We start from the raw sequence: 26,943 nt of genomic DNA, 5'->3' as shown, positions 1-26,943 counted from the left end.
TGACCCTGGACCCTGCCGCCTTCGAAGACTACGTGGACGCTCAGCGATGCTGCGCGGCCCCGTGACGGTCGACGTCGCGAGGACGAGGACCTGGATGGCCGGACGGATCGAGGATTACGCGCTCGTCGGCGATGGCCGTACCGCTGCGCTGATCGCCCGCGACGGCAGCGTCGACTGGCTCTGTTGGCCCCGCTTCGATTCCGCCGCCTGCTTCGCCGCCCTGCTCGGCACGGAGGATCACGGCTACTGGAAGCTCGGCCCTATGGATGCGGCCGCCACGACGCGCCAGTATCGCGAGGGCAGCCTCGTCCTGGAGACCCGGCACGAGACCGCCGCCGGCGTCGTGCGGGTGACCGACTACATGCCGGCCAACGATGGCGCGCATCTCGTCAGGATCGTCGAGGGGCTCGAGGGGACCGTGCCCATGCGGATGCGCCTTCGCGTCCGCTTCGATTACGGATTGGCGGTGCCCTGGGTCTCGCACAACGAACTCGGTGATCTCCGCGCGATCTCCGGACCGCACAAGGTGGTGCTGCGCACCCTAGTGCCGACGTTCGGCCAGGATCAGACCACCGTCTCGGAATTCACGGTGGAAGCCGGTCAGAGCGTGGCCTTCACCCTGAGCTACGGGGCATCCCACGAGGACGACCCGGCGCCGATCCAGCCGCGCAAGGTGCTGTTCGAGACCGATCGCTACTGGCGCGACTGGTCCAGCCGCGCTGCTTCCGGCACGCCCTGGGACGCGATCCTGAAGCGATCGCTGCTCACCCTGAAGGCGCTGATCTACCAGCCGACCGGCGGCATCGTGGCCGCGCCCACCACGTCCCTGCCGGAGGATCTTGGCGGCGTACGCAACTGGGACTACCGGTTCTGCTGGCTGCGCGATTCCACCTTCACGCTGATCGCCCTGATGGATGGCGGCTACCTCGACGAGGCCCGCGCCTGGCGCGACTGGCTGGTGCGCGCCGTGGCTGGGAACCCGGAGCAGGCGCACATCCTCTACGGCATCGCCGGGGAGCGCATGCTGCCCGAGATCGAGCTCGATTGGCTGCCCGGCTACGAGAACTCGAAGCCCGTGCGCATCGGCAACGCGGCGGTGGAGCAGTTCCAGCTCGACGTCTACGGCGAAATCTTCGACGCGCTCTATCAGGCGCACCAACGCGGCCTCCAGGGCGATGCCGACGGCTGGCGCGTCGGCGAAGCGCTGCTGCGCCATCTCGAGAAGGTCTGGTGTACGCCCGACGAGGGCATCTGGGAGGTGCGCGGCGGACGCCGGCACTTCGTTCACTCGAAGGTCATGGCCTGGGTCGCCTTCGATCGGGCCATCCGTTCCTTCGAGGAGGCCGAGACCCGCGAGCAGGATGAGATTCGGACCACCGGTTTGAGCCACCGGCCCAAGGAGGCTCGTGACGTGCCGGTGGCGCGCTGGCGCGAGATCCGCGAGCAGATTCATGCGGAGGTCTGCGCCAAGGGCTTCGACCCTGAGCTGAACAGCTTCGTGCAGTCCTACGGTTCGAAGCGACTCGACGCGAGCCTGCTGCTCATCGCCCATATGGGCTTCCTGCCCCAGGACGACCCGCGGGTGGTCGGCACCGTGGAGGCCATCGGGCACACCCTGATGCGCGACGGCTTCGTGCTGCGCTACGACACCGAGAACCAGACCACCGACGGTCTGCCCGGCGACGAGGGCGCGTTCCTGCCCTGCTCGTTCTGGTACGCCGACAACCTCATCGGTCTCGGGCGATGCGACGAGGCGCGTGCGCTGATCGAGAGGCTGATCGGCGTCTGCAACGATGTCGGATTGGTGGCGGAGGAGTATGATGTGAAGGCCCGGCGCCTCGTGGGCAACTTCCCGCAGGCTTTCAGCCACGTCACGCTGGTGAACACCATTCTCAACTACAGCCGGGCCAAGGGGCCGGCCAGGGAGCGGAGCAGCGGCTCTGCGGAAGCCGAATCTCCGGGTGCGACCACGCCTGCACCCCAACGGTGCGACGCCTGAGCGTTTCGGACGCTCCAGGCGAACAAGCCCACAGATGAAGGACGACGAGAGATGAGCGGAGCAGATACCAAGCCGAACGCGGCCCTGAGCGAGATCGACAAGCTCAGCATCGACACGCTCCGGACGCTCGCCATCGACGCGGTGCAGAAGGCCAATTCAGGCCACGCCGGCGCCCCTATGGCGCTGGCACCGGTGGCCTACACCCTATGGAACCGCTACCTGCGCTATGACCCGGCGCACCCGCACTGGCCCAATCGCGACCGCTTCGTGCTCTCGGCCGGTCACGCCTCGATGCTGCTCTACGGCCTGATCCATCTCGCCGGCGTGACCGAGAAGGACGGCGGCAACGCGCCCGCCCTGACCATCGACGACCTCAAGAATTTTCGCCAACTCGACAGCCGGACTCCCGGCCATCCCGAGTACCACTTCACCACCGGCGTCGAGACCACGACCGGTCCCCTCGGTCAGGGCGTGGCGAACTCCGTCGGCATGGCGATGGGCGGCCGCTTTCTGGGCGAGCGCCTGAATCGGCCCGACCTGCCGCTGTTCGACTACAACGTCTACGCCATCTGCTCGGACGGCGATCTGATGGAAGGCGTCGCCTCGGAGGCGGCCTCCATCGCCGGGCACCTTCGTTTGTCGAACCTGTGCTGGATCTACGACAACAACACCATCACGATCGAGGGCCACACCGAACTCGCCTTCTCCGAGGAGGTCGCGGCTCGCTTCCTTGCCTATGGCTGGCAGGTCCTGCGCGTGGCCGATGCCAACGATGTCCACGCGGTCTCGTCGGCTCTGGAGACCTTCCTCCAGTCCAGCGACCGCCCGACGTTGATCGTCGTCAACTCGATCATCGGCTACGGCGCGCCCAAGAAGCAGAACACCGCCAAGGCCCACTCGGACGCGCTCGGCGAGGACGAGGTCAAGGGGGCCAAGCGTGCCTATGGCTGGCCCGAGGACGCGCAGTTCCTGGTGCCCGACGGGGTCTACGACAACTTCCGCAATGGCATCGGCAAGCGCGGTGCCGAACTCTACGCCACCTGGGAGGGCTTCTTCCATGAGGCCAAGGCCGCGGACCCGGTGCATGCCGAGGAACTCGATGCCTATCTCGAGGGCCGGTTGCCGGCCGGCTGGGACAAGGACATTCCGGTCTTCGAAGCGGACGCCAAGGGCCTTGCCACCCGTGAGTCCTCCGGGAAGGTGCTGAACGCCATCGCGCAGCACGTGCCGTTCATGCTGGGCGGCTCGGCCGATCTCGCGCCGTCCAACAAGACCAATCTCACCTTCGAGGGAGCCGGCTCTCTGACACCCTTCGAACCGGGTGGCCGCAACATCCACTTCGGTGTGCGCGAGCACGCGATGGGCTCGATCGTGAACGGCCTCGGCCTCGTCGGTTTGCGCGCCTACGGCGCCACCTTCCTGGTCTTCGCCGACTACATGCGCCCGCCGATCCGTTTGGCGGCCTTGATGGAGGTGCCGGTCTTCCACGTCTTCACGCACGATTCGATCGGCGTCGGCGAGGATGGTCCCACCCACCAGCCGGTGGAGCAACTGCTGACGCTGCGGGCGATCCCGGGGCTCGTCACCCTCCGCCCGGCGGACGCCAACGAGGTCGCGGAATCCTATCGGGTGATCATGAGTCTGAAGGATCAGCCGGCGGTGCTGGCGCTGAGCCGCCAGCCGCTGCCGACCCTGGACCGGTCGACGTACGCCGCGGCGTCCGGCACCGCCAAGGGGGCCTATGTCCTCGCCGATTGCGAGGGAACGCCAGAGGTCATCCTCATCGGCACGGGCTCGGAGGTACAGCTCTGTGTCTCGGCCTACGAGGCGCTGACGGCAGAGGGCGTCAAGGCCCGCGTCGTCTCGATGCCGTCCTGGGACCTGTTCGAGCGTCAGGACGAGGGCTACCGCAACAGCGTGCTGATCCCCGAGGTACTGGCCCGCGTCGCCGTCGAGCAGGGCTCGGTGATCGGCTGGGACCGCTTTGCGGGCTCGGCGGGCACGATCATCGGCATGCACACCTTCGGCTCCTCGGCGCCGATTAAGGACCTGCAGACCAAGTTCGGCTTCACCCCCGAGAAGGTGCTCCAGGCCGCCCGCGATCAGATCGCTCGACACAGGAAGTAGGCGGCGCGAACGTTTTCCCCTCCCCTTCTGGGGGAGGGCCGAGGGCCGAGTCGGCGCCGCCAGCTTCCCCAGCCGGTCAGCGTGACCGGCCACCCTACCATCCTCTCCTCCCCTCGTTGGGGGGAGATGCACAGAACCGGTGATGGATGTCGGCGACGGGGCTCCCCGCCCGGCGCCCGGACGACGAGGAGTTTCCCATGAACCCGCTCAAGGCTCTCTTTCCCGAACAGGGGCAGGCCGTGTGGCTCGATTTCGTCGCCCGCGGCTTCGTTGCGCAAGGCAAGCTGAAGGCTTTGGTGGACGAGGACGGCCTGCGCGGCGTCACCTCGAACCCCTCGATCTTCGAGAAGGCCATCGGCGGATCGTCGGAATATGATGACGCCCTGAAATCCGTGATGGATCAAGGCGATGCGCGCGTCATCGACCTCTACGAAGGTTGCGCGGTGGCCGACATCCAGGCCGCCGCCGATGTGCTGCGCCCGGTCTACGACGAGAGCGACGGCGCCGACGGCTACGTCAGTCTTGAGGTGTCGCCTTACTTGGCTCTCGACACCGAGGAGACCTTGGCCGAGGCCCGCCGCCTCCACGCGATGGTGGCCCGCGACAACCTGATGGTGAAGGTGCCGGCGACCCGGGAGGGCATTCCGGCGATCCAGGCCTTGACCGCGGACGGCATCAGCATCAACGTCACCCTTCTGTTCTCGGTCGACACCTACGAGGCGGTGGCCCGCGCCTTCATCGCCGGCCTGCAGGCCTTCGCGGCCAAAGGCGGTGACGTGTCGAAGGTCGCGAGCGTTGCGAGCTTCTTCATCAGCCGGATCGATGTCGCGGTCGACAAGGCCTTGGACGAGGCCGGCGGCTTCGACGACCTCAAGGGCAAGGTCGCCATCGCCAATGCCAAGCTCGCCTACCAGCGCTACAAGGCTATCCACGCCGAGCCGCAATGGCAGGCCCTCGCGCAGAAGGGTGCCAAGGCGCAGCGCCTGCTCTGGGCCTCGACGGGCGTGAAGAACAAGGCTTATTCCGACGTTCTCTACGTCGAGGCGCTGATCGGCCCCGATACCGTCAACACCATGCCGCCGGCCACCATGGACGCGTTCCGCGATCACGGCACCGTCAAGGCCGCCATCGAGAGCGACGTCTCGGGCGCGCAGGCCGTGATGGCGCGCCTCGCCGAGGCCGGCATCCACATCGAGACGGTCGCCGACACCCTGGTCGACGAGGGCGTGCAACTCTTCATCGACGCCGCCGATAAGCTCCTCAGTGCGGTGGCGGCCAAGCGCATCGACTTCCTGGGGCCGAAGCTCGACGCGCAGACTCTCGTGTTGGGCGAGACGCTCGGCGCCGCCGCCAAGAAGGCGGTCGAGGAGTGGCGCGCGTCCGGCAAAATCCGCCGGCTCTGGGCGCACGACAAGACCGTTTGGAGCGGGACGGACGAAGACCGCTGGCTCGGCTGGTTGCGCATCGTCGAGGACGAGCTCGACCATGTCGCCGACTACGAGGCCTTTGCCGAGGACGTGCGGGCGGGCGGCTTCAGCGACGTCGTCGTTCTTGGAATGGGCGGCTCGAGCCTCGGCCCGGAAGTGCTCGCCGAGACTTACGGCAGCCGCGAGGGCTTCCCCCATCTGCGGATTCTCGACTCCACCGATCCGGATCAGGTCCGCGAGACGGAGGCCGCGATCAGCCTGCCGACCACGCTGTTCATCGTGGCGAGCAAGTCGGGCTCGACCCTCGAGCCCAACGTCTTCCGGGATTACTTCCTCGGCCGGATGAAGGAGACGGTGGGGGCCGACAAGGCCGGTGCCCATTTCGTCGCCGTCACCGACCCGGGTTCGGCCATGGAAAAGGCCGCGAAGACGGACAATTTCCGAAATATCTTCTACGGCGTGCCGCAGATCGGCGGGCGCTACTCGGTCCTGTCGGCGTTCGGCCTCGTCCCGGCGGCGGCTTCAGGTATCGACGTGAGGACCTTCCTCGACACCGCCCGAACCATGGTCCGCTCCTGTGGCCCAGCCGTGCCGCCTGCCCAGAACCCGGGCGTGCTCCTCGGCACCGCCATGGGGGCGGCTGCGCTGAGCGCTGGCCGTGACAAGGTCACGATCGTCGCGTCCCCCGGCATCGACACCTTCGGCGCCTGGGCCGAGCAACTCATCGCCGAATCCACCGGCAAGGCGGGCAAGGGCCTGATCCCCATCGACGGCGAGCCCGTCGACGTACCCGCCGTCTACGGCCGCGACCGCTTCTTCGTCTACCTGCGCCTCGACGGCCGCGCCGATCCTCACCAGGACGAGGCGGTGCGCAACCTCGAGCGAGAAGGCCACCCGGTGGCGCACATCACCCTGGCCAACGAGGAGCAGCTGCCACAGGAATTCTTCCGCTTCGAGATCGCCACGGCGGTCGCGGGCGCGATGCTCGGTATCAATCCCTTCGACCAGCCCGACGTCGAGGCGAGCAAGATCGAGACGAAGAAGCTGTTCGATGCGGCCGAGAAGAGCGGTGCCCTGCCGGGCGAGACGCCGATCTTCGCCGACGAGACGATGGCCCTCTACGCGGATGCGGGCAATGCCGGCGCCCTGCCCCGGGCCACCGAAGGGCTCGAGGCGGCCATCGCGGCCCATCTCGCCCGGGCGAAGGACGGCGACTACGTCGCGCTCCTGGCCTATGTGGCGCGCAATCCCGGCCACTACGCGATCCTGCAGGAGGCCCGGGTGGCGCTGCGCGACACGCGCCGCCTCGCCACCTGTCTCGAATTCGGGCCGCGCTTCCTGCACTCCACCGGTCAGGCCTACAAGGGCGGGCCCGATACCGGCGTGTTCCTGCAGATCACGGCCGATCCCTCGGCGGATCTCGCGATTCCCGGTCGCAGCCTCGGTTTCGGCACGGTGGTGGCGGCCCAGGCCCGGGGCGATTTCGCGGTCCTGGCCGAGCGCAGACGCCGGGCCCTGCGCGTCCATATCAAGGGCGGTCAAGTCGAGGCCGGCCTGAAGCGCATCGCCGCGGCGATTCGAGCGGCGCTCTAGCATCGGCTCCAGGGTACCCCCGCCGGGGACCTCGAGAACCGCCCGCTTCCAACAGGGAGCGGGCGGTTCTTTGCCGAGGGAGCTGATCCGAAACGGACGCGGCGGCTCGGGCAGAGACGCGGCCGCGACCTACGACGCGAAGCCGTTGTCCCGTCCCCAGATGATGGCCTCGCCGCGGCGATGAATGCCGAGCTTCCGATAGAGTGCGGCAGCGTGGTTGCGCACGGTGTTGGGGGTCAGCCCCAGGCGCTTGGCGATGGCGCCGTCGCCGAGGCCCTGACAGATCAGGCGGAGCACCTCGCCCTCGCGGCGGGTGAGGTCGGGTCTGACCGGCGCTGGCTCCGACGAACTCGGATGACGCAGGCTGCCGAGCTTGTCGATCAGACCGCGGCTGAACCACGAGGTGTCGGCCATCACGGTCTCGATCGCATCGAACAATTCACGCTCGGAGCGCTTGCGATCGCTGATGTCCTGCAGCACCGCGAGGAGACAGGGTTCGTCGCCGATGCTGACGCTCTCGGCCGAGACGAGGCAGTCGAGATCGATTCCATCCCGGCTGCGCAGGCAGGCCTCGAAGCCGAGAACGCTGCCTTGCGCGGCAAGGTCATGGCCGAAGCGCTCGCGCTGAGCGCCGTTGGCCCAAAGGCCGATCGCATCGAGTTCGTGCCCCACCACGGCGTCCTCCGCATGACCGAAGGTCCGCGTGAAGGCTTGGTTGATTCCGATCACGGCGAGGCCATCGGCCCGACACAGCAGAGTCGGAACGGGCGTGAGGCGGAACGCCGTTGCGAAGCGCTCCTCGCTGTGGCGCAGGGCTGTCTCGGCCTTCTTGCGCAATTCAAGATCGGCGAAGGTGAAGAGCATGCAGGGCTCGTCGCCCATGTCGATGGGCTGGCCTGCCACGATGACGAACCGGGTACCGCCGTCGGGCAAACGCAGGCAGGCCTCCATCTGCGGGATCGTCTCGCCCGCGTTGAGGCGTGCGATGGCCAAGTCCCGGCTGCGGGCCTCGTTGAGCACGTCGACCTCATAGACGCTGCGCCCGATGATGTCCGCGCTGCGATAGCCCGTCATTTCCAGGAAGCCGAGATTGACCTTTACGTGGCGGAGGTCTGACAGCCGGCAGATCACGGCCGGTGCCGGGTTCGCGTTGAATGTCTTCTCGAATCGTTCTTCGGCTGCGAATTGCGAGGTGACGTCGGCCAGGATCAGCACGAGGCAATCGGGCTTGCCCGCCGCATCTCTGATGATGAGGCTGCGGATGCGCTGCATCACATCGAATTCGGGCCGGTCCGTTCGTCGGACATTGACGATGACCTCATCGAAGGTCTCGCCGGCGAGAACGCGCTCGATCGGCGTGCGCGTGATGACGTGGTTGTTGCGGTAGCGCAGGACAAAGGTCTCGCGAAATGCCGAGACCGTTCCGCCCAGTTCGGCGAGGTCAGCCGCCCCATGCATCGCGAGGGCGGCCGCATTGGCCCAGGCAATGCGCTGATCGGGCTCGATGAGGATCACGCCCTCGGAGAGCCCGGCGATGATTTGGTGCAGCTGAGAACGGTCGACACCCGTCGTCAAAGGTTTTGGCATCCTGTGTACAGAAGCGGCGCCGACACCGGAGAGGACGCCCGGGTGCGTCGGCGCCCCTCACGCGAACGAATCCGTTCGCCCGAGGAACAAACGCAGGAGCGTCCGACTCGTTGCCGAAATGTTCCGGGCCGGGAAGCGTGGCCGCTGCTTTGCATGCAATATTCCTGCTGAATGGGTTAGGCGGGAGATCGCGATGTGCCAAGGTGACGATCCGAGTTGTAGCCACTTTCCCGAGCACCGGCGGCGCCTGCTGGGCGACCTCGAACCGGAGCGGCGGGCCTTCCTGAAAAGCGGCTTCGTCGCTTCGGGTGGCGCCGCCGCTCTGATGGCCGGTGGCCTCACGTTGCCCGGTGTCGCCCTTGCCCAGGCGAGCGCGCAGCGTGGCCCCAAGCGGACGGCGCATTACCACCTGCCGGCCACGGCCGAGACCGTGCATTGGGGCTATTTCAGCCGCAGCCTGAAACCGCAGATCGAGATCGATTCCGGCGATTACGTCACCATCGAAACCCTGACGCACCATGCCAACGACGACGCCGAGCGCATGGTCAACGGCGATCCCGGTGCAGAGAGCGTCTTTCTCTGGACAAAGGAGAAGAAGGGCGTCGCCCGGCGCGGGGCCGGCCCGGAGGACACCAAATTCGGACCCGGCGGCGGCCTCGGCGTGCATATCTGTACCGGCCCGGTGGCGATCCGTGGAGCCGAGCCCGGCGATGTCCTCGAGGTCCGCATCCTGGACGTGATGCCCCGCCCCTCGGCCAACCCGACCTTCAAGGGCCGCACCTTCGGGAGCAACGCCGCCGCGAACTGGGGTTACCACTACAAGGACATGATCACCGGTGATCGGCCCCGCGAGGTGGTGACGATCTACGAGGTCGATGCCACGGGCGCGCGCGATTGGGCACAGGCGGTCTACAGCTTTCGCTGGCCGGGCGTGACGGACCCGTCCGGTGTCGACCACCCGACCATCGACTATCCGGGCCTGCCGGTGGACCACACCCGCACGCAGCGCAATTTCGATGCGCTCAAGGGCTTCCGCGTGCCGATCCGACCGCATTTCGGGACGATGGGCTTGGCACCCAAGGAAGCCGAGATGGTGAACTCGATCCCGCCGAGCTACACCGGCGGCAACATCGACAACTGGCGCATCGGCAAGGGCGCGACCCTCTACTATCCTGTCGCCGTGCCGGGCGCCCTGTTCTCGGTGGGTGACCCCCATGCGAGCCAGGGCGATTCCGAACTCTGCGGCACCGCCATCGAGTGCTCGCTCACCGGCACCTTCCAGTTCATCCTGCACAAGAAGGCGGACCTTCCGGGCACGGCCCTTGAGACCCTCGATTTCCCGATGATCGAGACGGCCGACGATTGGGTGCTCTCGGGCTTCAGCTACCCGAACTATCTGGCCGATCTCGGGCCCGATGCGCAGACCGCGATCTTCGCCCAATCCTCCATCGACCTCGCCATGCGCGATGCCTTCCGCAAGATGCGCCGGTTCCTGATGCATGGACACGGACTGACCGAGGACGAAGCGATCTCCCTCATGTCCGTCGCGGTGGATTTCGGCATCACCCAGGTGGTGGACGGCAATTGGGGCGTCCACGCCATCGTGAAGAAATCGATCTTCCCGGTGCGGGTAACCTGATCCGCAGCCTTCGCGCCGGTCAGAGTCGACCGGCGCGCACGGACAGGGGCCAACGGATGTCCCGCTGCACGGTGGGGGCGCCCCAGGCCGCGGCCAGGGCATCCTGGAATGCCGTGATGAGCGCCCGGCCCAACGCCGTTTCCAATGCCCGGACCGCCGACCAGGTCTCCGTGTAGCCGATCAGCTCGGAGCGTCCCCAGGACAGCCTGATGGCAAGTTCTGGCATCGCAACGGCCGGGAAGGGGAACGGGAGCATGCGATAGCCGTCTTCGACGTGGCGGCGCTTGGGCGGCCAATAGGGGCCGAGGGTTCCGCCATAGAAGCGCTGCGTCACGGCATCGATCGCCGCATCATCGATGTGCAGCACCCAGTATGTGATGAGCGCCAGGATGCGCGACCCGTCGCATCTCGGTGTAGAAGGTCGGAAGTTCGAGCCAGTGGGCTGCCTGCGCGACCGGCACGAGGCCGCGCGCGCCGCCGGCTGACCGCTCCGCTCGGCGGGCGCCACGCTGTAGGCGACGCGGGCATGCGGCCTCGCAGGGGCAACCTGCGCGGCGCTCGCATCCGCGGCGATGACGTGTTCGAATCGATCGGCAAGCAGGACTGAGAGCTGCCCGGTGCCGCAGGTGCAATCGAGGGCCACGTACTGCCCCGGCGCGGCATCCGCGAGCGCATCGGCTAGGGCCCCCTGATTAGGTCCGTCGGTGCGCTGCATACTCGGCCGCATGGGCCGAAAAATGATCCTGGAAACACGTCATCGCTGTCAGGCCCTTCTGACTCAAGGGGCCGCCCCGAACCGACCGGGGCGGGTCCCGGTCGCGAGCGCCACGTTCCGAGCGAGAGGCTTGAGCCCGCGATCCGGGCGGTCCGGCGGCTCCCGGTCTTTGCTCGGGGATGTCTCGACCGCACAGACAGATTAACCGAGGCGGAGCCACGGCTCTCGCTGCCGCCTCCCAGCTCGTGCCCTCCGAACGAAGTTATACGGAGCCTGGGCTCAGAACCGGGGCCGGCCCCTCGGAGACGTCGCCCCGAGTTGCCGACTTCGATCGCGTGCGTCAGCAGCTCAGGCGCCGACCTTCCCGACGGCCGAAGACCCGATAATGTGCGGCGCCGGATTCCATCTGGCCGCGATTGACGGCCCGGCGGACATCGGGGTTGCAGCGCAGGTATTCGGCCTCGTCGAAGCCATAGTCCCGTCGGCCGGAGCCGCGGCCGCGGTCCCGGAAATCGCCATCGCGATCGCGATATCCGTCGTCCCTACCCCGATATCCGTCGTCGCGGCCGCGATAGCCGTCTTCGTATCCGCGGTAGGGCTGGGCCAGGACAGGGCTCACCGAGCCGAGGACCGTCAGCCCCAGAACCGCCGCTGCACAGAGTGACTTCATGTCCGTAATTCTCCTTGCCGGACGCGGAAAACGGTTCCGCTTGTGTTTTGGTTCAATCCGCTGCGACGATCCGGCCTTCGAGGCCGAACAGGCGACCGAGACCGCGCACCCGGTTGAGGATCCGATCACCGGGAAGGGAACCCAGGTCCGCGGGAAGGGTCAGCGTCACCCGGCCACTCTCGATGGTGACGGGAATCCGCCCGAGGGCTCCCGCCATGCCGGCCGAGAGCGGAAAGGCGAGGCGCAGCAGGGCGCCGAGCAGACGGGCGCGCTCGAACAGGCGGGGGCCCGCCAGGTTGCGCAGCATCGGGCTCGCCTTCTCGGGGGCGATTCCCTCGTGGCGGAAGTAGATGGCCAGTGCCAGATAGGCCCGGCCTGGATGGTCGATCCCGACGAAAGCCGCGTGGGTGATCACGTTGACGCTCTGCTCGCCGCGGTAATCCGGGTGCGCCCGCCAGCCGATATCGGACAGGAGGCAGGCTGCGTGGCGCAGGCGACGCTCGTCGGCAGTCTCCGGTTGATCGAGGCTGGCGATGAAGCGGTCGCTCCAGGTGATGAGGTCCTCCGCATGGCCCGGCGAGCGGGCACGCAAGGTGTTCAATTCGGCCGCCGCCGCCAGCAGCGGGTCGGCAAGGCGTGCGTCGCGGTCGAGCTGCTCGTAGAGCAGGCCCTCGCGCACGCCGCTGGCGGAGACGGCAAGCTCGCGCGGACGTCCGATCCGGATGATCTCTTCCAGCACCACGGCCCCGTAAGCGAGGAGGGGACGGCGCGCTTCGGAGACGCTCTCCACATCCTGCAGCAGGGCCGCGTCGGTGCGCTCCACCACTTCGAGGAAGTTCAGCTCGTCCGACGGCTCGACGCTGTAGCCGTGCATGACGTGCAGCGGGTATCCCCGGGCCGATTGGTGCAGCCGCGCGAGCGCGCGCCACGTCCCCCCGACGGCGTAGAAGCTGCGCCCGCGCAGGGTCTCCAGCTGGGGCGCCGCCTTCTTCAGGTTCTCGCGGACGATCTTGAGGGCCTTCTTGACCGAGCCGCCCGAGAGATCCTGGAGGGCAAGGCCGCCGAGCGGCATCGTCACGCCCATCCCCACCGTGGCCCCGCGCACATCCACCAGTTCCAGGGAGCCCCCGCCGAGGTCGCCCACGACCCCGTCGGGCGCGTGGAAGCCCGAGATGACGCCGAGCGCCGAGAGCTCGGCCTCGCGCCGGCCGGAGAGCAGTTCGATGCGCTGGCCGCAGGCGGCTTCCGCCGCGGCGAGAAATTCCTGGCCGTTCTCGGCGTCGCGCGCGGCGGCGGTGGCCAGCACGAAGGTGCGCGACACGCGCATGGTTTCGCACAGCACGCGGAAGCGCGCGAGCGCGACCAGTGCCCGGCGCACCGCCTCCTCGTTGAGGCGGCCCGTGGAGAGCACGTTGCGGCCGAGGCCGCACAGCACCTTCTCGTTATAGAGCGGAGTGGGCGCCCGGGTCAGGCCGTCATAGGCGACGAGCCGTACCGAGTTCGAGCCGATGTCGATGATCGCCACCGGCTCGATGTGGTCCCCGGCCCCGGACAAGGGGATGCCCTGGACGGGCGCGGGGCGGGCTGGGTCGAGGCCCATGCGGGCTCCTCTGGACGGTCCGTCAGCCACGCTGCGCGCGTCGGCTCAGGGCGCGCGGGCTCGACTTCTTCGACGACTTGCCGCGCCCGGAGAGGCTCGGATTCGTCATGAAATACTTGTGCGCATTGAACGGCTCCTCCCCTTCGGCAGGTTGGATCCGTTCGCTGGCACCAGACGCCAGTACACGCCAGCTTTGGCGGTTGTCGAGGAGATTGGCCAGCATGATCTGGTCCAGCACCTGCTGATGCACCGTTGGATTGGTGATCGGCAGGAGCGCCTCGACGCGGCGATCGAGATTCCGGCTCATCAGGTCGGCTGACGAGATGTAGACGACGGCCTTGGGGTGGGGCAGCCCGACACCGTTGCCGAAGCAGTAGATGCGTCCATGCTCCAGGAAGCGCCCGACGATCGATTTGACGCGGATCGTCTCCGACAGCCCCGGGATTCCCGGGCGCAGACAGCAGATGCCGCGCACCACGCAGTCGATCTGGACCCCCGCCTGTGAGGCGTCGTAGAGCGCATCGATGATCTGCTGGTCGACCAGCGAGTTGCATTTGATCCAGATCGCGGCCGGGCGTCCGGCCTTCGCGTGGGCCACCTCCGCCTCGATGTTCTCCAAGAGGCGCGGTTTCAGGGTCAACGGCGAGACCGACATCCGCTCCAGCTCGGCGGGCTCGGCGTAGCCGGTGATGAAGTTGAAGATCCGGCTGACGTCCCGCGCCACGGCGGGATCGGCGGTGAAGAAGGACAGGTCGGTGTAAATGCGCGCGGTGATCGGATGGTAGTTGCCGGTGCCGACGTGGCAGTAGGTGACGAGGCGGTCGCCCTCGCGCCGGACCACCATCGACAGCTTGGCATGGGTTTTGAGCTCAATGAAGCCGAACACGACCTGCGCGCCGGCCTTCTCCAGGTTGCGCGCCCACCGGATGTTGGCCTCCTCGTCAAAGCGGGCCTTCAGCTCGACCAGCGCCGTCACCGACTTGCCGAGCTCGGCGGCCTCCGCCAGGGCCGCGACGATCGGCGAGTTCGAGGAGGTGCGGTAGAGCGTCTGCTTGATCGCCACCACGTTGGGGTCGCGGGCGGCCTGGGCGAGGAACTGCACCACCGCGTCGAAGGATTCGTAGGGGTGGTGGACGATGAAGTCCTTCTGTCGGATCGCCGCGAAGACGTCGCCGCCGCTCTCGCGGATGCGCTCGGGGAAGCGGGGGTTGTAGGACTTGAACTTCAGGTCCGGCCGATCGATGCCGACGATCTGCGACAGCTCGTTGAGGGCGAGCATCCCCTCCACGAAGATCACCGCGTCGCTGCTGATCTCGAGCTCGTCGGCCACGAAGGCACGCAGGTCCTCGGGCATCCCGGCCTCGACCTCCAGCCGGATGACGACGCCGCGGCGGCGCTGCTTGAGGGCCGTCTCGAAATGCAGGACGAGATCCTCGGCCTCCTCCTCGATCTCGAGGTCCGAGTCGCGGATGACGCGGAACGCGCCCTGTCCGCGCAAGGCATAGCCGGGGAAGAGCCGCCCGGTGAACAGCACGATGACCTGCTCGATGGCGATGAAGCGGGCGGTTGCATCGTTCTCGGCATCCGGCAGGCGCACGAAGCGGTCGAGCACCGCTGGCAGACGGATCAACGCGCGTAGGGTCCGGCCGTCGCGGGGGCGCACCAGCATCAGTGCGATGGTGGAGCCGAGATTCGGGATGAACGGGAACGGGTGCGCCGGATCGATGGCGAGCGGCGTCAGGACCGGAAAGACGTGGTTGAGGAAGTAGTCCTCCAGCCACGCCTTGTGATCCTGGGTCAGGCCCGCGGGCTCCATGAGCTCGATGCCGACGCCGAGGAGTTCACCGCGCAGCTCGCGCCAGCGCGCCTGCTGGTCGAGGGCGAGGCGAGAGACCTCGGTTCCCACCCGCGCCAGCTGCTCGGCCGGGGTCAGGCCGTCCTGCGAGGGCAGGACGAGACCGGCACGAACCTGGTCGTGCAGGCCAGCGACCCGCACCATGAAGAATTCGTCGAGGTTGTTGGCCGAGATTGAGAGGAACCGGACCTGCTCCAGGAGGGGGTGGTTGGCGTTCGAGGCCTCCTCCAGCACCCGGCGATTGAACTGGAGCCAGGACAGTTCGCGGTTGACGAAGCGCTCGGGCGAGTGGCGCAGGGCGAGCCCTGCCTCCCGCACGGAATCACGCGCCTCCGCACCTGGGAAGCCCTCGGCGGGAGGGAGCGGCAGGTCTCCGGGAGGCGGCAGGTCGAGATCGGCATCGGGCAGGGCATTGGATACGGGCGCCTTGGCATCCGCGAGCGCGTCCCGGATCGTCTTCCCCAGCTGAGGTTTGGAGGCTACCGCTGCGGGCTGCCCGGTCCGCCGGGCGGCGGGCCGGGCAGCCCGCGTACGGCCCTCGGTGACACGCGGGGTTCCGGCATCCGATGCGGTCGTGTCCGAGTCCATGTCCGCCAAGAGTTCGTCTCCTACAGGTCTTCGAGGGTCGGCGTCGTAACATGGGCCGGGCCGGCGTTTGTGACGGTTGCATGACGATCTTCGGCCGTTGGTCGTGTAGCCAGGCCGCCGTCAGATCGGGGCATGATCCCCGGGATCCGTCTCGTCCTCGTCCTCCGGTTCTTCGGCCCCGAAGCCAAGGCGCTCCAGCACTGCCAGCGCCAGTGGCTTGGTGATGCGTCGACCCCGGCTGAGGGCATCCCGGTCCAGGGCGGTGACCACTTCTCGGGCGCGCCCGAGGGAGCGGTCGATCCGCAGGGCCAGAGCCTCCACGATGGCGAGATCCACCACCAGCTGCCGGTCGACGAACAGCTTGACGAGGACCGCGCGCAACAGGGCGTCGTCCGGGGGCAGGATGGTGGCGCCGGGAGCGAGGCGCAGGCGGGAACGCAGGTCCGCCGTCGTCAGGCCCAGCCCCTCCACCGAGGTGGCGGAAGTGACCAGCACCGGGCAGCCCCGTTCGCGCGCGAGGTTGAGGAGGTGGAACAGGGCCGCCTCGTCGCGGGGCGCGCTCCCGTCCGCTCCCACTCGGTCGATGTCCTCGATCACCAGGGCGCCGTTGGAGAGGAAGCGCGGCACCGTCGCAGCGGTGATCTCCGAAGCCTGGGCCGTCCAGGCGTGGGAGCGGGTCGCCCAGATCGAGGCGAGATGGCTCTTGCCGCTCCCCGGTGGTCCGGTGAGCAGGCACACCGTGTCGGGCCAGTTGGGCCAAGCCTCGACCAGCGTATAGGCGGCCTCGTTGGCCGGGCCCACGAGGAAGTCCTCGCGGCCGTAGCGCGGGTCGGCCGGCAGGTCGAAGGCCAGCTGCTTCGGGGGGACGGTGTCGCGGGTTGCCATTCAGGGTTCAGGCTTCGACAGGAGCGCGGGTGCGTCCGCGTAGTAGAGCGGACTCTGGAGGTAACGCTCCAGGACGAAGCGGACCAGCACGCCGATGGACGCCGCCACCGGAACGGCCAGCAACAGCCCGAGGAATCCGAACAGCGAGCCGAAGGCGAGGAGTGCGAACATCAGCCAGACCGGATGAAGACCCACCGATTCGCCCACGAGCTTGGGCGAGATGATGTTGCCTTCGAGGAACTGTCCCACCACGAACACCCCGATGGTCAGGCCGATATGCAGCCAGTCGGAACCTGGCCAGAACTGCGCCAGGGCGACCCCGACCGAGAGCAGGAAGCCGGTCAGCGTCCCCACGTAGGGGATAAAGGTGAGGAAGCCGGCGATCAGGCCGATGAGGACGCCGAAGTTCAATCCGACGAAGAAGAGGCCGACGGCGTAGAAGGTGCCGAGGATGAGGCAGACCAGGGTCTGCCCGCGGACGAACCCCGTCACCGCCCCGTCGATCTCGCGCCCGAGGCGCCGGACCACCGGGCGATGCCGGGGAGGCACCCAGCCGTCGAGGGTCGCGATCATCCGGTCCCAATCGACGAGGAGGTAGAATGCCACCACCGGCGTGACGACGAGGAGCGATGCGATGGAGATCAGCGCTTGGCTGCCCGACCACAAGGATTTCAGGAAGGTCAGGAACCAGGTGCTGCCCTGTCCCACCAAGGTGCCGACCTGCGACTGCAGATCGGTGAGCACGTCGGCGCCTCCCACCCGCTGCAGCAGAGGGCCGGCCCGTTCGGCGAGGATGCCCTGCAGCCGCGAGACCATACCGGGCAGAGTCGCCACGAGGGCGGATACCTGATTGGCGGCGAGCGGCACCACGAGAAGAAGGGCCACCACGAGCCCGACGACGAAGACCGCGAGGATGAGGAGCGAGGCCGAAAGCCGCCCGAGCCCGAGGCGCTCGAGTCGGTCCGCGATCGGGTCGAGGAGGTAGGCCAACGCGAGGCCCGCCACGAAGGGCAGCATGACGTCGGAGAGCAGATAGAGCAGGAGGGCGACGCCCACGAGGGCCATCAGCCCGATCATCGCCCTGCCGCGCATCGGCCGTTCCCCGTTCCAATCGTCGTGTGCGCGACGTCGCCGTTCGCGGATCAACAGTGGGAACGGGAGGGGACGCGGTCAAGGCTGCAGGGCGCATGCCGACGTTTCGCGTGCGCCGCTGTCGGAGCCTCGGCTGCGGACCTTGGTGCGAATCCCCGCGACCTGCGATGCGCTCGCTGCGAGGACGGACTCGCGAAGGCGCGCGGGAGCGGTTAGAGGTCGCGGAACACGGACCTTCGGAGAGCGGCGCGGATGACCGGCGAGCCCAGACACGGAATGACCTACGCGGACGCGGGCGTCGACATCGATGCCGGCAACGCCATGGTCGAGACGATCAAGCCGCTGGTGCGCGCCACGCGCCGGCCGGGGGCGGATGCCGAGATCGGCGGGTTCGGCGGCCTGTTCGATCTGAAGGCCGCAGGTTTCAAGGATCCGATCCTGGTGGCGGCCAATGACGGCGTCGGCACCAAGGTGAAGATTGCCATCGAGACGAACCGGCACGACACCATCGGCATCGATCTCGTGGCCATGTGCGTCAACGACATCATCGTACAGGGCGCCGAGCCGCTGTTCTTCCTCGACTATTTCGCTACCGCCAAGCTGGTGCCGGGGGTGGGCGCCGACATCGTGCGCGGCATCGCGGCCGGGTGCCGGCTCGCCGGCTGTGCGCTGATCGGTGGCGAGACTGCCGAGATGCCGGGCCTCTACGACGGCTCCGATTACGATCTGGCCGGCTTCAGCGTCGGGGCGGCCGAGCGCGGGACCCTGCTGCCGCGCGGCAACATCGTGCCCGGCGATGTCGTCCTGGGCCTGCCGTCCTCGGGCGTCCATTCCAACGGCTTTTCGCTGGTGCGCCGCATCGTCGAGAAGAGCGGCCTGTCCTACGACGATCCCGCGCCCTTCGAGCCTGCCCGGACCCTCGGCGAGGCCCTGCTGGAGCCAACCCAGATCTACGTCAAGCCGCTGCTGGCGGCCCTGCGCACCACCGATGGGATCAAGGCCCTCGCCCACATCACCGGCGGCGGTTTCCCTGACAACCTGCCCCGGGTGCTGCCCGACGGCGTCGGCATCAGCATCGACCTCGACGCGATCATCCCGCCCCCGGTCTTCGGCTGGCTGTCGGAGGTCGGCGGAGTCGCCGAATCCGAGATGCTGCGCACCTTCAACTGCGGCATCGGGATGGTCGTGGTGGTGGCACCCGAGAGCGTAAGCGCCGTGTCGAAGGCCCTCGACCTTGGTGGCGCCTCCCCGGTCCGCCTCGGCCGCATCACCCCGCGTGGGGCCGAGCCCGTGACCTTCGAAGGCCGGCTCGCCTTCTGATGGCGGCCGCGCAGACATCATCGGTCGGAGGCAAGACCCGCGTCGCGATCCTCATTTCGGGGCGCGGCTCGAACATGGCTTCGCTGATCGCGGCGGCCGAGGGGCCGGATTACCCCGCCGAGATCGTGCTGGTGGCATCCAACCGGCCCGAAGCGCCCGGCCTGACCTACGCCGCCGAGCGTGGCATCCCGACCCGTGCCCTCGATCACAGGGCCTATTCGAGCCGGGAGGCCTTCGACGCCGCGCTGAACGCCGAATTGGAGGCGGCCGGCATCGACCTCGTGTGTCTCGCCGGATTCATGCGGATCTTCACCGCCGGGTTCGTCGAGACCTGGGCCGGCCGGATGATCAACATCCATCCCTCCCTGCTGCCGTTGTTCAAGGGCGTGCGCACCCATGAACAGGCGCTCGCCGCCGGGGTGCGGCTGCATGGCTGCACCGTGCATTACGTCGTGCCCGAGCTCGATGCCGGCCCCATCATCGCGCAGGGGGCCGTGCCGGTCCGGCCCGGCGACGATTCCGACGCTCTTGCCGCTCGCATCCTGGTGCAGGAGCACCGGCTCTATCCACAAGCCTTGGCTCTCGTCGCGGGCGGAAAGGCCCGGCTCGATGGCGCGCGGGTGGTATTCTCGGAGGAGGTGCCGGAGGCGGAGGGGGCGCTGCTCAGCCTGTAGGCGGGCAGACGCCGCAGCCGCCTCACGCGTTCGGCAGATGCGTCGCCAGAGCTTCCAGCACCGCCATGCGAACGGCCACGCCCATCTCGACCTGCTCTCTGATGAGCGACTGCGCCCCGTCGGCGATTTCCGAAGAGATCTCGACGCCGCGGTTCATCGGGCCCGGATGCATCACCAGGGCGTCGGGTGCGGCCAGCCGCAGCTTGTCGGCATCGAGCCCGAAATAGCGGAAATATTCCTTCACGGAGGGCACGAAGGAGCCGTTCATGCGCTCGCGCTGCAGGCGCAGCATCATGACGATGTCGCAGCCCTCCAGGCCCTTGCGCATGTCGGTGAAGACCTCGACACCGAAGCGCTCGATGCCGGTGGGCAGCAGGGTCGAGGGTCCGATCACCCGGACCCGCGCACCGAGGGCCTGCAGCAGGATGAGGTTCGAGCGGGCCACGCGACTGTGCAGGACGTCGCCGCAGATCGCGACCCGCAAACCTTCGATCCGGCCCTTATTGCGCCGGATCGTCAGCGCGTCGAGGAGCGCCTGCGTCGGGTGCTCGTGGGCACCGTCGCCGGCATTGACCACCGCACAGTCGACCTTGCGGGCCAGGAGGTGCACGGCGCCGGCCGCGTGATGGCGCACCACGATGATATCGGGCCGCATGGCGTTGAGGGTGGCGGCAGTGTCGATGAGGGTCTCACCCTTCTTCACCGAGGACGAGGCCACCGACATGTTCATCACGTCGGCTCCAAGGCGCTTGCCGGCGAGCTCGAAGGAACTCTGCGTCCGCGTCGAGGGCTCGAAGAACAGATTGATCTGGGTGCGACCGCGCAGGGTGGTGCGCTTCTTCTCGACCTGACGCGAGAGGGCTACGGCGTCCTCCGCCCGGTCGAGGAGGATCTCGATGTCGGATCGGGTGAGCCCCTCGATCCCGAGCAGGTGCCGGTGGGGGAAGCTGGGAGGGGCGGCTGTCATGGTGAGTCCAGGGCTATAGGCCGCCCCGCAGGGGCCGGCAAGCGCGCGCGGAGCGCCCGCCGGGCTGGCGTCGTCAGACCCCGGGGGCCACCAGCGGCCGTAGGGATTCGGCCAGATCCGTCAGGCTCAGGCCGCCCTTCTGCAGGACCCGATCCGCACGCCCCGCGAGCCGCCTGCGGTCGTCGGCCGTGATGTCCTTGGCGGTGAGGACGACGACCGGGATATCGCGCCACTCAGCCTGCTCGCGCAGGGCTCTCAGAAAGCCGAAGCCGTCCATCTCCGGCATCATCAGGTCGAGGAGGATGAGGCAGGGCTTCTTGGCCGCCGTCGCCTCCAGGCCGGCCACGCCGTTCTCGGCCGAGGCGACGCGCCAGCCCTCGCGGGTCAGCATCGCGGAGAGGCGCTCGCGGGCATCCGGATCGTCATCGATGATCAGCACCGGGCCCTTGTGCTCGGAGGGCTTGAACCGCTCCATGGCCGACTTGAGCTGGCCCCACTCAATCGGCTTCTGCAGGTAGTCGGTGGCGCCCAGCGAGAAGGCGAGGTTCTGCTCGTCGAGCACCGTCACCATGATGATCGGGGTCGCGCCGAGTTCCGGGTCGGCCCGCAGGGTACGCAGCACCGACCAGCCATCCATGCGCGGCATCGTCACGTCGAGGAGGATCACCCGGGGCTTGAGCTCGCGGGCCCGCTCCACGCCCTCGCGCCCGTCACGGGCGGTGGCCACGGTGAAGCCGTCGCGTTCCAGGAAGCGCGCCAGGAGATCGCGCGTCGCGGCGTCGTCGTCGATGATCAGGACATGGCCGCCGGCGATCGGTCGTGCCTCGCCGGTCCGGTGCAGAGCGTCGTGGTCCTGATGAGCCGCCGCGATCGGGTTTGGAGGCACGTAGGTCGCCGGCACCGCCAGGGTGAAGGTCGTGCCGGCTCCCTCCTCGCTCTCCACCTCGATGCGGCCACCCAGCATCTCGGCGAAGGCGCGGGTGATGGCGAGGCCGAGGCCGGTGCCGCCGAACCGGCGGGTGGTCGAGGCGTCGGCTTGGGTGAAGCGCTGGAACAGCTTGGCCTGCTGCTCGGGGGTCATGCCGATACCGGTGTCCGTCACGCGGAAGACGAGCCAGTCGGCCCCCTCGCGCGCCGTGCGGGTGACCCCCAGGGTGATGCGCCCGGCCTCGGTGAACTTCGCCGCATTGCTCAGGAGGTTGATGAGGCACTGGCGCAGCTTGGTTTGGTCGGTCTGCGCCTCGCCGAGGTCGTCCGCGATCTCGAGGGCCAGGCTGTTGCCCTTCTTGTCGACCAGCGATTCCACGGTGGCGGCGACGTCGCGCACGGTCTCGGCTACCGGGAAGGCCTCGGCATAGATCTCCATGCGCTCGGCCTCGATCTTCGAAAGGTCGAGGACATCGTTGATGAGGCCCAGCAGGTGGCGGGCGTTCGCCTCGATCTTGCGCATGTCGGCGAGGAGTCCCTCCTCGCCGAGATCCTCGATCTCCTCCTGCAGCATCTCGGAATAGCCGATCACCGCCGAGAGCGGGGTCCGCAACTCGTGGCTCATGTTGGCCAGGAACTGGCTCTTGGCGCGGTTGGCCTCCTCGGCCGCCTCCTTGGCGGCCTCCAGGGCGAGTTCCGCTTCCTTGCGGGCGGTGACGTCGGAATGGGTGCCGACCCATTCGCGGATGCTGCCGTTCTCTTCCAGGATCGGGACGGCACGGGCCGACATGATCCGCCACACCCCGTCCTGGCGGCGGACACGGTGCTCGATCTCGTAGGGCGCGAGGGCTTCCAGGGCCTGCAGCCAAGCCGCGTTGGTGCGTTCGCGGTCGTCGGGATGAATCGAGCCCAGCCATCCGGCTCCGGCGGCCTCCTGGGGCGTCTGACCGGTGAAGCGGGTCCATTCGGAGGGCGTCACCTCGAATCCGCCATCCGGATTGGTCGTCCAGACGATGGCGGTGGTGGCTTCGGTGAGGGAGCGGAAGCGCTCCTCGCTGTGGCGCATGCGCTCCTCGGAGAGCTTGCGCAGGGTTTCGTCCGAGACCACGAGTCCGACGCCGTCGGCCTGGGCGCCGCCGGTACGTGCGGAGCCGGTCCGTCCGCGCAGGGGATAGAAGCTCATCTGGAAGTGACGCACCCCGCGTGGTGCGCTCGGGGTGGGCACCGCCACGTCGACGTTGGTGGTCACCAAGCCCTCGTCGCGGGCGGCTTTGAGCTTCGGGATGAGCTGCTCCTGCAGCGTCGGTACGTTCGCCCAGATCGGCGCACCAAGATCGGCGCCGAATCCGCGCTCATTCATGGTGGCGAGCGCCCGGTTCATGTTCTGAATCGTCAGGTCACGGTCGAGGAAGCCGAGGCCGACGGGTGCGTTGGCGAAGACGCCGTCGAGGAGGGCGGCGGTGCGCTGCTCGTCGCGACGGCGCACCAAGGCGAGGCGCCCGAGCAGCCCGACCGCACCCAGGGCCGAGGCGATCGACACCAGCAGCAGCACGAGTGAGAGCACCCGGTCCCGCTCCTCGCTGACGGCGAGGACAGCGGTAGCGTGGTTCTGGACACCCTTGGCGGCCCCCCGCACGCCGTCCATGGTGCGCTTGCCCTCCCCCAGGCGAGCCAGCGAGACGGCCGCGTCGTAGCCTCGGTTCCGGCGCAGGTCGATGACGTGGGCGGCGTAGTTCCGCTTCGCTTCCACGAAACGGCGCAGGTCGCGCATGTGTTCGGGCGCCTGGGCATCGGTCTGCTTCGTCAGGGTCTCGATGGTATCGAGCTGCCCGTCGATGGTGTTCTGGGCCGCCTGATAGGGCTCGAGGTAGGGTTCCTCACCAAACAGCACGTAGCCGCGCATGCCGGTCTCGAGCTCGACCATGTTCGACAGCAGGCGCTCGCTCTCGCTGAGGATCGCGTGCTGGCGCGCCGCTTCGGTGCGGCTGGCCTCACCGGCCAGATAGTTTCCGATGCCGGCCGCCACCGCGATGCCGATGAGCACCAGGGCGAGGGGGGAGCTCGGCAGGCCCGCGAGGATGCGGGGCTTGCGCCAACCACGATCGGGACGCTTCGGGTAGGCGCTGGTCATGCGATGCGGTTCACGGGGTTGACGCCCGGGCGGGCGGGAGGAAGGGCCGGCGTGGTCGCGGCGGCGATGGTGTTGTGCTCCAGCCCCACCACGACAGGATCGGAGGAACAGGATCACGGGTCCGACGCTCGCAAACGCGCCGGCGCCGTTTCCGTTCATCCCGGGGCTCACCGCGCCCGGTGCGATATCCGCTCAATCGGCACCTTCGTCCGGGATGGCGAGACGCGTGCCGCAGGCCTTGCAGTGAACCGCATCGCTGTCGTGGCGCTGCAGGCCGCAGGCCGAGCAGGGAAACCGTACCTTGGGGGGGCGGAACAGCACCTGGGCGAGACGCAGGAACAGCGTCACGCCGAAGATCATGACGACGACCGAGATCAGGCGTCCGGTCGGGCCCGGCAGGGTGATGTCGCCGTAGCCGGTGGTCGTCAGCGAGGTCACGGTAAAATAGAGCGCGTCGATGGCGTTGCCGATCGCCGGGTTGCTGCCGTGCTGCGTGGCGTAGACGATCCCGGTCATCACGAAGACGAAGACCGCGAGATTGGTGGCGGCCAGGATCGCGTCCTCGTTGGCGCGAAAGACGGTGCTGTCGGCGCGGAGGCGATCGAGGAGCTGGTAGGTGCGCAGGAGGCGCAGGGTCCGGAGGATGCGTAGGAAGCCGACCCCCTCCCCCACCACCGGCGCGAGGAACGATACCACCGCGGCGATGTCCGCCCAGGTGGAAAGGTGCAGGAATTCCTGCGCCCGGTTCCGGCTGATGGCGAGGCGCGCCAGGAAGTCGAGGAGGACGACGAGGCCGAGGACGACGTCGATTCCCTCGATCCAGGGCGCGCGCGGCAGGAACGAGGTCACCACGACGTAGGCGACGGTGGTCACGTCCAACACGAGGAGGCCGTAGCGGAAGCGATGCGCCCCGTCGGTATTTCCTTCGTAGAGTCCGGCGAGGCGCGCGGTGAGTGAGGTCATGGCGGCAGAACGGCCGATCGGGGTTGGTCGATCAGCGCCGCAGCCGATTGCCGAGAACGAAGCCGAACAGGCCCATCAGGATGATGCCGGCCGCGCCCTCGATGCCCACAAGCAGGTTGGTGACGCGGCCGACCGGCTTCACGCCGATCTCGGGGGGATTGGCGGTCATCATGTTCAGGGCGCTGTAGCTCACGAGATCCAGGGGATTGTAGGTCGCCCCCCCGTCGCCCCCCTCCGGGATCAGGCCACCGGTCAAGCCGTAGAGAACCGCGAAGACGAAGATCAGGATGACGAAGGCGCGGGCGATGCGCGACAGGCTCTCGCCGTAGTCGCAGAGCCACTCCACGAAGCGGTCGGCAACCCATTGATAGCCGTGGCGGGCGAGGTCCGGGCCCACGCGCTTCTCCCAGGCCGCCCGTGCCTGGGCGCCCGCGTGGAACCGGCCCATCCGGCGGCCCCGCTTGTAGGCCCAGCTCGCCGCATCCTGGCTGCCGATGCTCTTGAAGTTCTGTTCCAGGGCGAGGTAGCTCGCCTGCGCGGCGACGTAGTCCCGGGCGATCTCCTCGCCCACCGCGCCGCCGAGCTGGTCCACCCGCATCCGGGTGCCGTTGAGCCAGGCCCCGGCGAAGCGCGCATGGCGCAGGTCGCAGGTGGAAAGATTGAGCCGCACCAGGCTGGTCTCGGACAGGTCGGCCCCGGACAGGTCGGCCCCGTCGAGCTTCACCCCGGTGAGGTTGGCCCCTCGCAGGCGTGACCCGCTGAGCTGGGTCTTCTTCAAGCTGGCGCCCTCGAAATCCGCGTAGGTCAGGTTGACGCCCACGAGCTTGACCTCGTCCAGGCGTGCACCGCGGAAATGCGTGTAGTCGGCATCTGCACCGGTGAAGTCGGCCCCCCAGAGGTCTGCGCCGTCGAAATTGGCGCCGTCGAGGAGCGCCCGGCGGAGCTTGGCGAAGCGCATCGCAGCGCCCCCGAAATGCGCATCCTCCAGCATGGCGTCGTCGAAATTGGCTTCGCCGCCGGCAATGCCGGTGAAGCGGGCGCCGCTGAGATCGGCACCGGCGAAATTCGCCTCCTCCACCGTGGCGCCGGCGAAGCCCGCGGAGCGTCCGAGGGCCCCGGCGAGATTGGCCCCCGCGAGGTTGGCGCCGGTGAGATCCGTGTCCTCAAGGTGCGCGTCGCTGAGATCGGCACCGGCGAGGGCGAAGCCGGCCTGCTTCGGGTCCCACCAGGCGGGTGATTGCGGGGTGTCGCCGAGCCGGGCCGCCAGGGCTTCCCGCCCCAGGGGCAGGCCGCCGAGGTCGCGGGCTTCGCCACCGGAAAAGCCCATGAAGGCTGCGGATTCGAGGCGGGCGAGGAGCGCGTCGACCCGTGCGCGCGCTGCGGCAGTCTCCTCGCCGTCAGGCTCCATGACCGACCTCCCGGTGGGCCATGCGGGCACCATTCCGGCCCTGGGACGTTTCGCAACGCTCGGCCACGGCGTGCCGGCGACGGCACGGGAGGTGAAGTGTGGCGGTGACATGGATGGCACTGGGCCTGAAGGCCTTCGGCGTGCTCCTCGTGGCAGCGACGCTGCTGCCGTTCGTTCCGAGCAATTCCGGCTTCATCCGCACCTTCGATTTTCCGCGACTGCAGATTGCGGCCCTGATCGTGCCGGTGATCCTGGGCCTGCTTCTCGTCGCCCGCGATGCCCCGGGGCTGATGCTCGCCGTGGGCCTCGTCGCAGCCCTAGCCTACCAAGTGGCTTGCATCTACCCGTTCACGCGTCTGTCCTCGCCGCAGGCCATGGCCGCGGAGGCCGGCGCCTGCCGCTCCGAGGCCGGCGTGTCGATCATGATCGCCAACGTGCTCGAGTCCAACCGCGCCTACGCACCGATCCTCGATCTCATCGCCGCCCAGGACCCCGACCTGCTGCTGCTGGTCGAGACCGACGCAGCCTGGGCGCAGGCGCTCGAACCCCTGCGGGCCCGGTATCCCCACGTGCTGGCCCAGCCGCAGGGCAACACCTACGGGCTGATGTTCTATTCGAAGCTCCCCCTCACCGACCCGCAGGTGCGCTTCCTCCTGGAGGACGACGTCCCCTCCGTCCGCGCCGGCGTGACCCTGCGTTCCGGCGAGACCTTCACGTTCTTCGGCGTGCATCCGCGCCCGCCCCACCCGGGCCAGAGCAGCGCCGCACGCGACGCN

The 26,943-nt window shown here is 68.3% G+C and carries 17 protein-coding genes and 1 pseudogene; 7 read left to right on the top strand and 11 right to left on the bottom strand.

Features of this window, described 5'->3' with window-relative positions:
* The first annotated feature begins 94 nt into the window (after positions 1-94).
* The 3 genes from ASF18_RS07895 (at position 95) to ASF18_RS07885 (ending at position 7,146) form a co-directional block, all read left to right on the top strand.
* Complete coding sequence (locus tag ASF18_RS07895; RefSeq protein WP_056213624.1) at positions 95-1,999, top strand: glycoside hydrolase family 15 protein; 1,905 nt, start codon at positions 95-97, stop codon at positions 1,997-1,999.
* A gap of 51 nt (positions 2,000-2,050) precedes the next feature.
* The gene (gene tkt / locus ASF18_RS07890; protein WP_056350648.1) at positions 2,051-4,126 is read left to right on the top strand and encodes a transketolase; all 2,076 of its coding nucleotides are present in this window, start codon (positions 2,051-2,053) and stop codon (positions 4,124-4,126) included.
* 197 nt (positions 4,127-4,323) lie between these two features.
* Positions 4,324-7,146 carry a bifunctional transaldolase/phosoglucose isomerase gene (locus ASF18_RS07885; protein WP_056350681.1) on the top strand — a complete coding sequence of 941 codons (2,823 nt, stop codon included), beginning with the start codon at positions 4,324-4,326 and terminating at the stop codon, positions 7,144-7,146.
* A gap of 129 nt (positions 7,147-7,275) precedes the next feature.
* Here the strand turns inward: ASF18_RS07885 and ASF18_RS07880 are convergent, their stop codons facing one another.
* Positions 7,276-8,721 carry a helix-turn-helix transcriptional regulator gene (locus tag ASF18_RS07880; protein WP_056350646.1) on the bottom strand — a complete coding sequence of 482 codons (1,446 nt, stop codon included), beginning with the start codon at positions 8,719-8,721 and terminating at the stop codon, positions 7,276-7,278.
* Between the two features lie 205 nt (positions 8,722-8,926).
* Between ASF18_RS07880 and ASF18_RS07875 the strand changes: the two genes are divergently transcribed.
* On the top strand, positions 8,927-10,372 hold the full coding sequence (locus ASF18_RS07875; protein WP_056272028.1) for an acetamidase/formamidase family protein: 1,446 nt from the start codon (positions 8,927-8,929) through the stop codon (positions 10,370-10,372).
* 19 nt (positions 10,373-10,391) lie between these two features.
* Here the strand turns inward: ASF18_RS07875 and ASF18_RS07870 are convergent, their stop codons facing one another.
* The 6 genes from ASF18_RS07870 to ASF18_RS07845 all read right to left on the bottom strand — a co-directional run bounded on the left by ASF18_RS07870 (position 10,392) and on the right by ASF18_RS07845 (position 17,777).
* Positions 10,392-11,099, bottom strand: a complete 708-nt coding sequence (locus ASF18_RS07870; protein ID WP_244472625.1) for an SAM-dependent methyltransferase — start codon at positions 11,097-11,099, stop codon at positions 10,392-10,394.
* Positions 11,100-11,427: 328 nt separating this feature from the next.
* Positions 11,428-11,757, bottom strand: a complete 330-nt coding sequence (locus ASF18_RS07865; RefSeq protein WP_056213546.1) for a hypothetical protein — start codon at positions 11,755-11,757, stop codon at positions 11,428-11,430.
* A 52-nt stretch (positions 11,758-11,809) separates the two neighbouring features.
* The gene (gene ppx / locus ASF18_RS07860) at positions 11,810-13,357 is read right to left on the bottom strand and encodes an exopolyphosphatase (protein ID WP_082487221.1); all 1,548 of its coding nucleotides are present in this window, start codon (positions 13,355-13,357) and stop codon (positions 11,810-11,812) included.
* Between the two features lie 22 nt (positions 13,358-13,379).
* On the bottom strand, positions 13,380-15,800 hold the full coding sequence (locus ASF18_RS07855; RefSeq protein ID WP_082487219.1) for an RNA degradosome polyphosphate kinase: 2,421 nt from the start codon (positions 15,798-15,800) through the stop codon (positions 13,380-13,382).
* 120 nt (positions 15,801-15,920) lie between these two features.
* Positions 15,921-16,685 carry a hypothetical protein gene (locus tag ASF18_RS07850; RefSeq protein ID WP_056350644.1) on the bottom strand — a complete coding sequence of 255 codons (765 nt, stop codon included), beginning with the start codon at positions 16,683-16,685 and terminating at the stop codon, positions 15,921-15,923.
* The gene (locus tag ASF18_RS07845) at positions 16,686-17,777 is read right to left on the bottom strand and encodes an AI-2E family transporter (RefSeq protein ID WP_056350642.1); all 1,092 of its coding nucleotides are present in this window, start codon (positions 17,775-17,777) and stop codon (positions 16,686-16,688) included.
* A 252-nt stretch (positions 17,778-18,029) separates the two neighbouring features.
* On the opposite strand from ASF18_RS07845, the gene purM reads away from it, so the two are divergent.
* Both purM and purN read left to right on the top strand, forming a co-directional pair.
* Positions 18,030-19,097: a phosphoribosylformylglycinamidine cyclo-ligase gene (gene purM, locus ASF18_RS07840; protein WP_056272042.1), complete on the top strand. Its 1,068-nt coding sequence runs from the start codon at positions 18,030-18,032 to the stop codon at positions 19,095-19,097.
* Positions 19,097-19,771 (top strand): phosphoribosylglycinamide formyltransferase, encoded by a 675-nt coding sequence (gene purN, locus ASF18_RS07835; RefSeq protein WP_056350640.1) that lies wholly within the window; start codon positions 19,097-19,099, stop codon positions 19,769-19,771. Before purM ends, purN begins: the two co-directional genes overlap by 1 nt.
* Positions 19,772-19,793: 22 nt before the next feature.
* Here purN and ASF18_RS07830 read toward each other — a convergent pair whose 3' ends face one another.
* From ASF18_RS07830 to ASF18_RS07815, 4 genes are all read right to left on the bottom strand, one after another.
* Positions 19,794-20,738 carry an aspartate carbamoyltransferase catalytic subunit gene (locus tag ASF18_RS07830; RefSeq protein WP_056350637.1) on the bottom strand — a complete coding sequence of 315 codons (945 nt, stop codon included), beginning with the start codon at positions 20,736-20,738 and terminating at the stop codon, positions 19,794-19,796.
* Between the two features lie 73 nt (positions 20,739-20,811).
* On the bottom strand, positions 20,812-23,796 hold the full coding sequence (locus ASF18_RS07825; RefSeq protein WP_056350635.1) for a response regulator: 2,985 nt from the start codon (positions 23,794-23,796) through the stop codon (positions 20,812-20,814).
* 192 nt (positions 23,797-23,988) lie between these two features.
* Positions 23,989-24,759, bottom strand: coding sequence for a potassium channel family protein (locus ASF18_RS07820; RefSeq protein ID WP_056350633.1), 771 nt, complete (start codon positions 24,757-24,759; stop codon positions 23,989-23,991).
* Between the two features lie 31 nt (positions 24,760-24,790).
* Positions 24,791-26,167, bottom strand: coding sequence for a pentapeptide repeat-containing protein (locus tag ASF18_RS07815; RefSeq protein ID WP_056350631.1), 1,377 nt, complete (start codon positions 26,165-26,167; stop codon positions 24,791-24,793).
* Between the two features lie 113 nt (positions 26,168-26,280).
* Between ASF18_RS07815 and ASF18_RS25160 the strand changes: the two are divergent.
* Positions 26,281-26,942, top strand: a pseudogene (locus ASF18_RS25160) (endonuclease/exonuclease/phosphatase family protein); the annotation flags it as partial.
* Between the last annotated feature and the right edge of the window lies 1 nt (position 26,943).

It is taken from the genome of Methylobacterium sp. Leaf89 (assembly GCF_001422215.1).
Classification (GTDB): Bacteria; Pseudomonadota; Alphaproteobacteria; order Rhizobiales; family Beijerinckiaceae; genus Methylobacterium.
This window is presented reverse-complemented; position numbering and strand designations above follow the sequence as displayed.

Bases quoted from the DNA above. Each gene is read 5' to 3' on its own strand.
- ASF18_RS07895 (WP_056213624.1), top strand. From the start codon at position 95: ATGGCCGGACGGATCGAGGATTACGCGCTCGTCGGCGATGGCCGTACC.
- tkt (WP_056350648.1), top strand. From the start codon at position 2,051: ATGAGCGGAGCAGATACCAAGCCGAACGCGGCCCTGAGCGAGATCGAC.
- ASF18_RS07885 (WP_056350681.1), top strand. From the start codon at position 4,324: ATGAACCCGCTCAAGGCTCTCTTTCCCGAACAGGGGCAGGCCGTGTGG.
- ASF18_RS07875 (WP_056272028.1), top strand. From the start codon at position 8,927: ATGTGCCAAGGTGACGATCCGAGTTGTAGCCACTTTCCCGAGCACCGG.
- ASF18_RS07870 (WP_244472625.1), bottom strand. From the start codon at position 11,099: ATGCGGCCGAGTATGCAGCGCACCGACGGACCTAATCAGGGGGCCCTA.
- ASF18_RS07865 (WP_056213546.1), bottom strand. From the start codon at position 11,757: ATGAAGTCACTCTGTGCAGCGGCGGTTCTGGGGCTGACGGTCCTCGGC.
- ppx (WP_082487221.1), bottom strand. From the start codon at position 13,357: ATGGGCCTCGACCCAGCCCGCCCCGCGCCCGTCCAGGGCATCCCCTTG.
- ASF18_RS07855 (WP_082487219.1), bottom strand. From the start codon at position 15,800: ATGGACTCGGACACGACCGCATCGGATGCCGGAACCCCGCGTGTCACC.
- ASF18_RS07850 (WP_056350644.1), bottom strand. From the start codon at position 16,685: ATGGCAACCCGCGACACCGTCCCCCCGAAGCAGCTGGCCTTCGACCTG.
- ASF18_RS07845 (WP_056350642.1), bottom strand. From the start codon at position 17,777: ATGCGCGGCAGGGCGATGATCGGGCTGATGGCCCTCGTGGGCGTCGCC.
- purM (WP_056272042.1), top strand. From the start codon at position 18,030: ATGACCGGCGAGCCCAGACACGGAATGACCTACGCGGACGCGGGCGTC.
- purN (WP_056350640.1), top strand. From the start codon at position 19,097: ATGGCGGCCGCGCAGACATCATCGGTCGGAGGCAAGACCCGCGTCGCG.
- ASF18_RS07830 (WP_056350637.1), bottom strand. From the start codon at position 20,738: ATGACAGCCGCCCCTCCCAGCTTCCCCCACCGGCACCTGCTCGGGATC.
- ASF18_RS07825 (WP_056350635.1), bottom strand. From the start codon at position 23,796: ATGACCAGCGCCTACCCGAAGCGTCCCGATCGTGGTTGGCGCAAGCCC.
- ASF18_RS07820 (WP_056350633.1), bottom strand. From the start codon at position 24,759: ATGACCTCACTCACCGCGCGCCTCGCCGGACTCTACGAAGGAAATACC.
- ASF18_RS07815 (WP_056350631.1), bottom strand. From the start codon at position 26,167: ATGGAGCCTGACGGCGAGGAGACTGCCGCAGCGCGCGCACGGGTCGAC.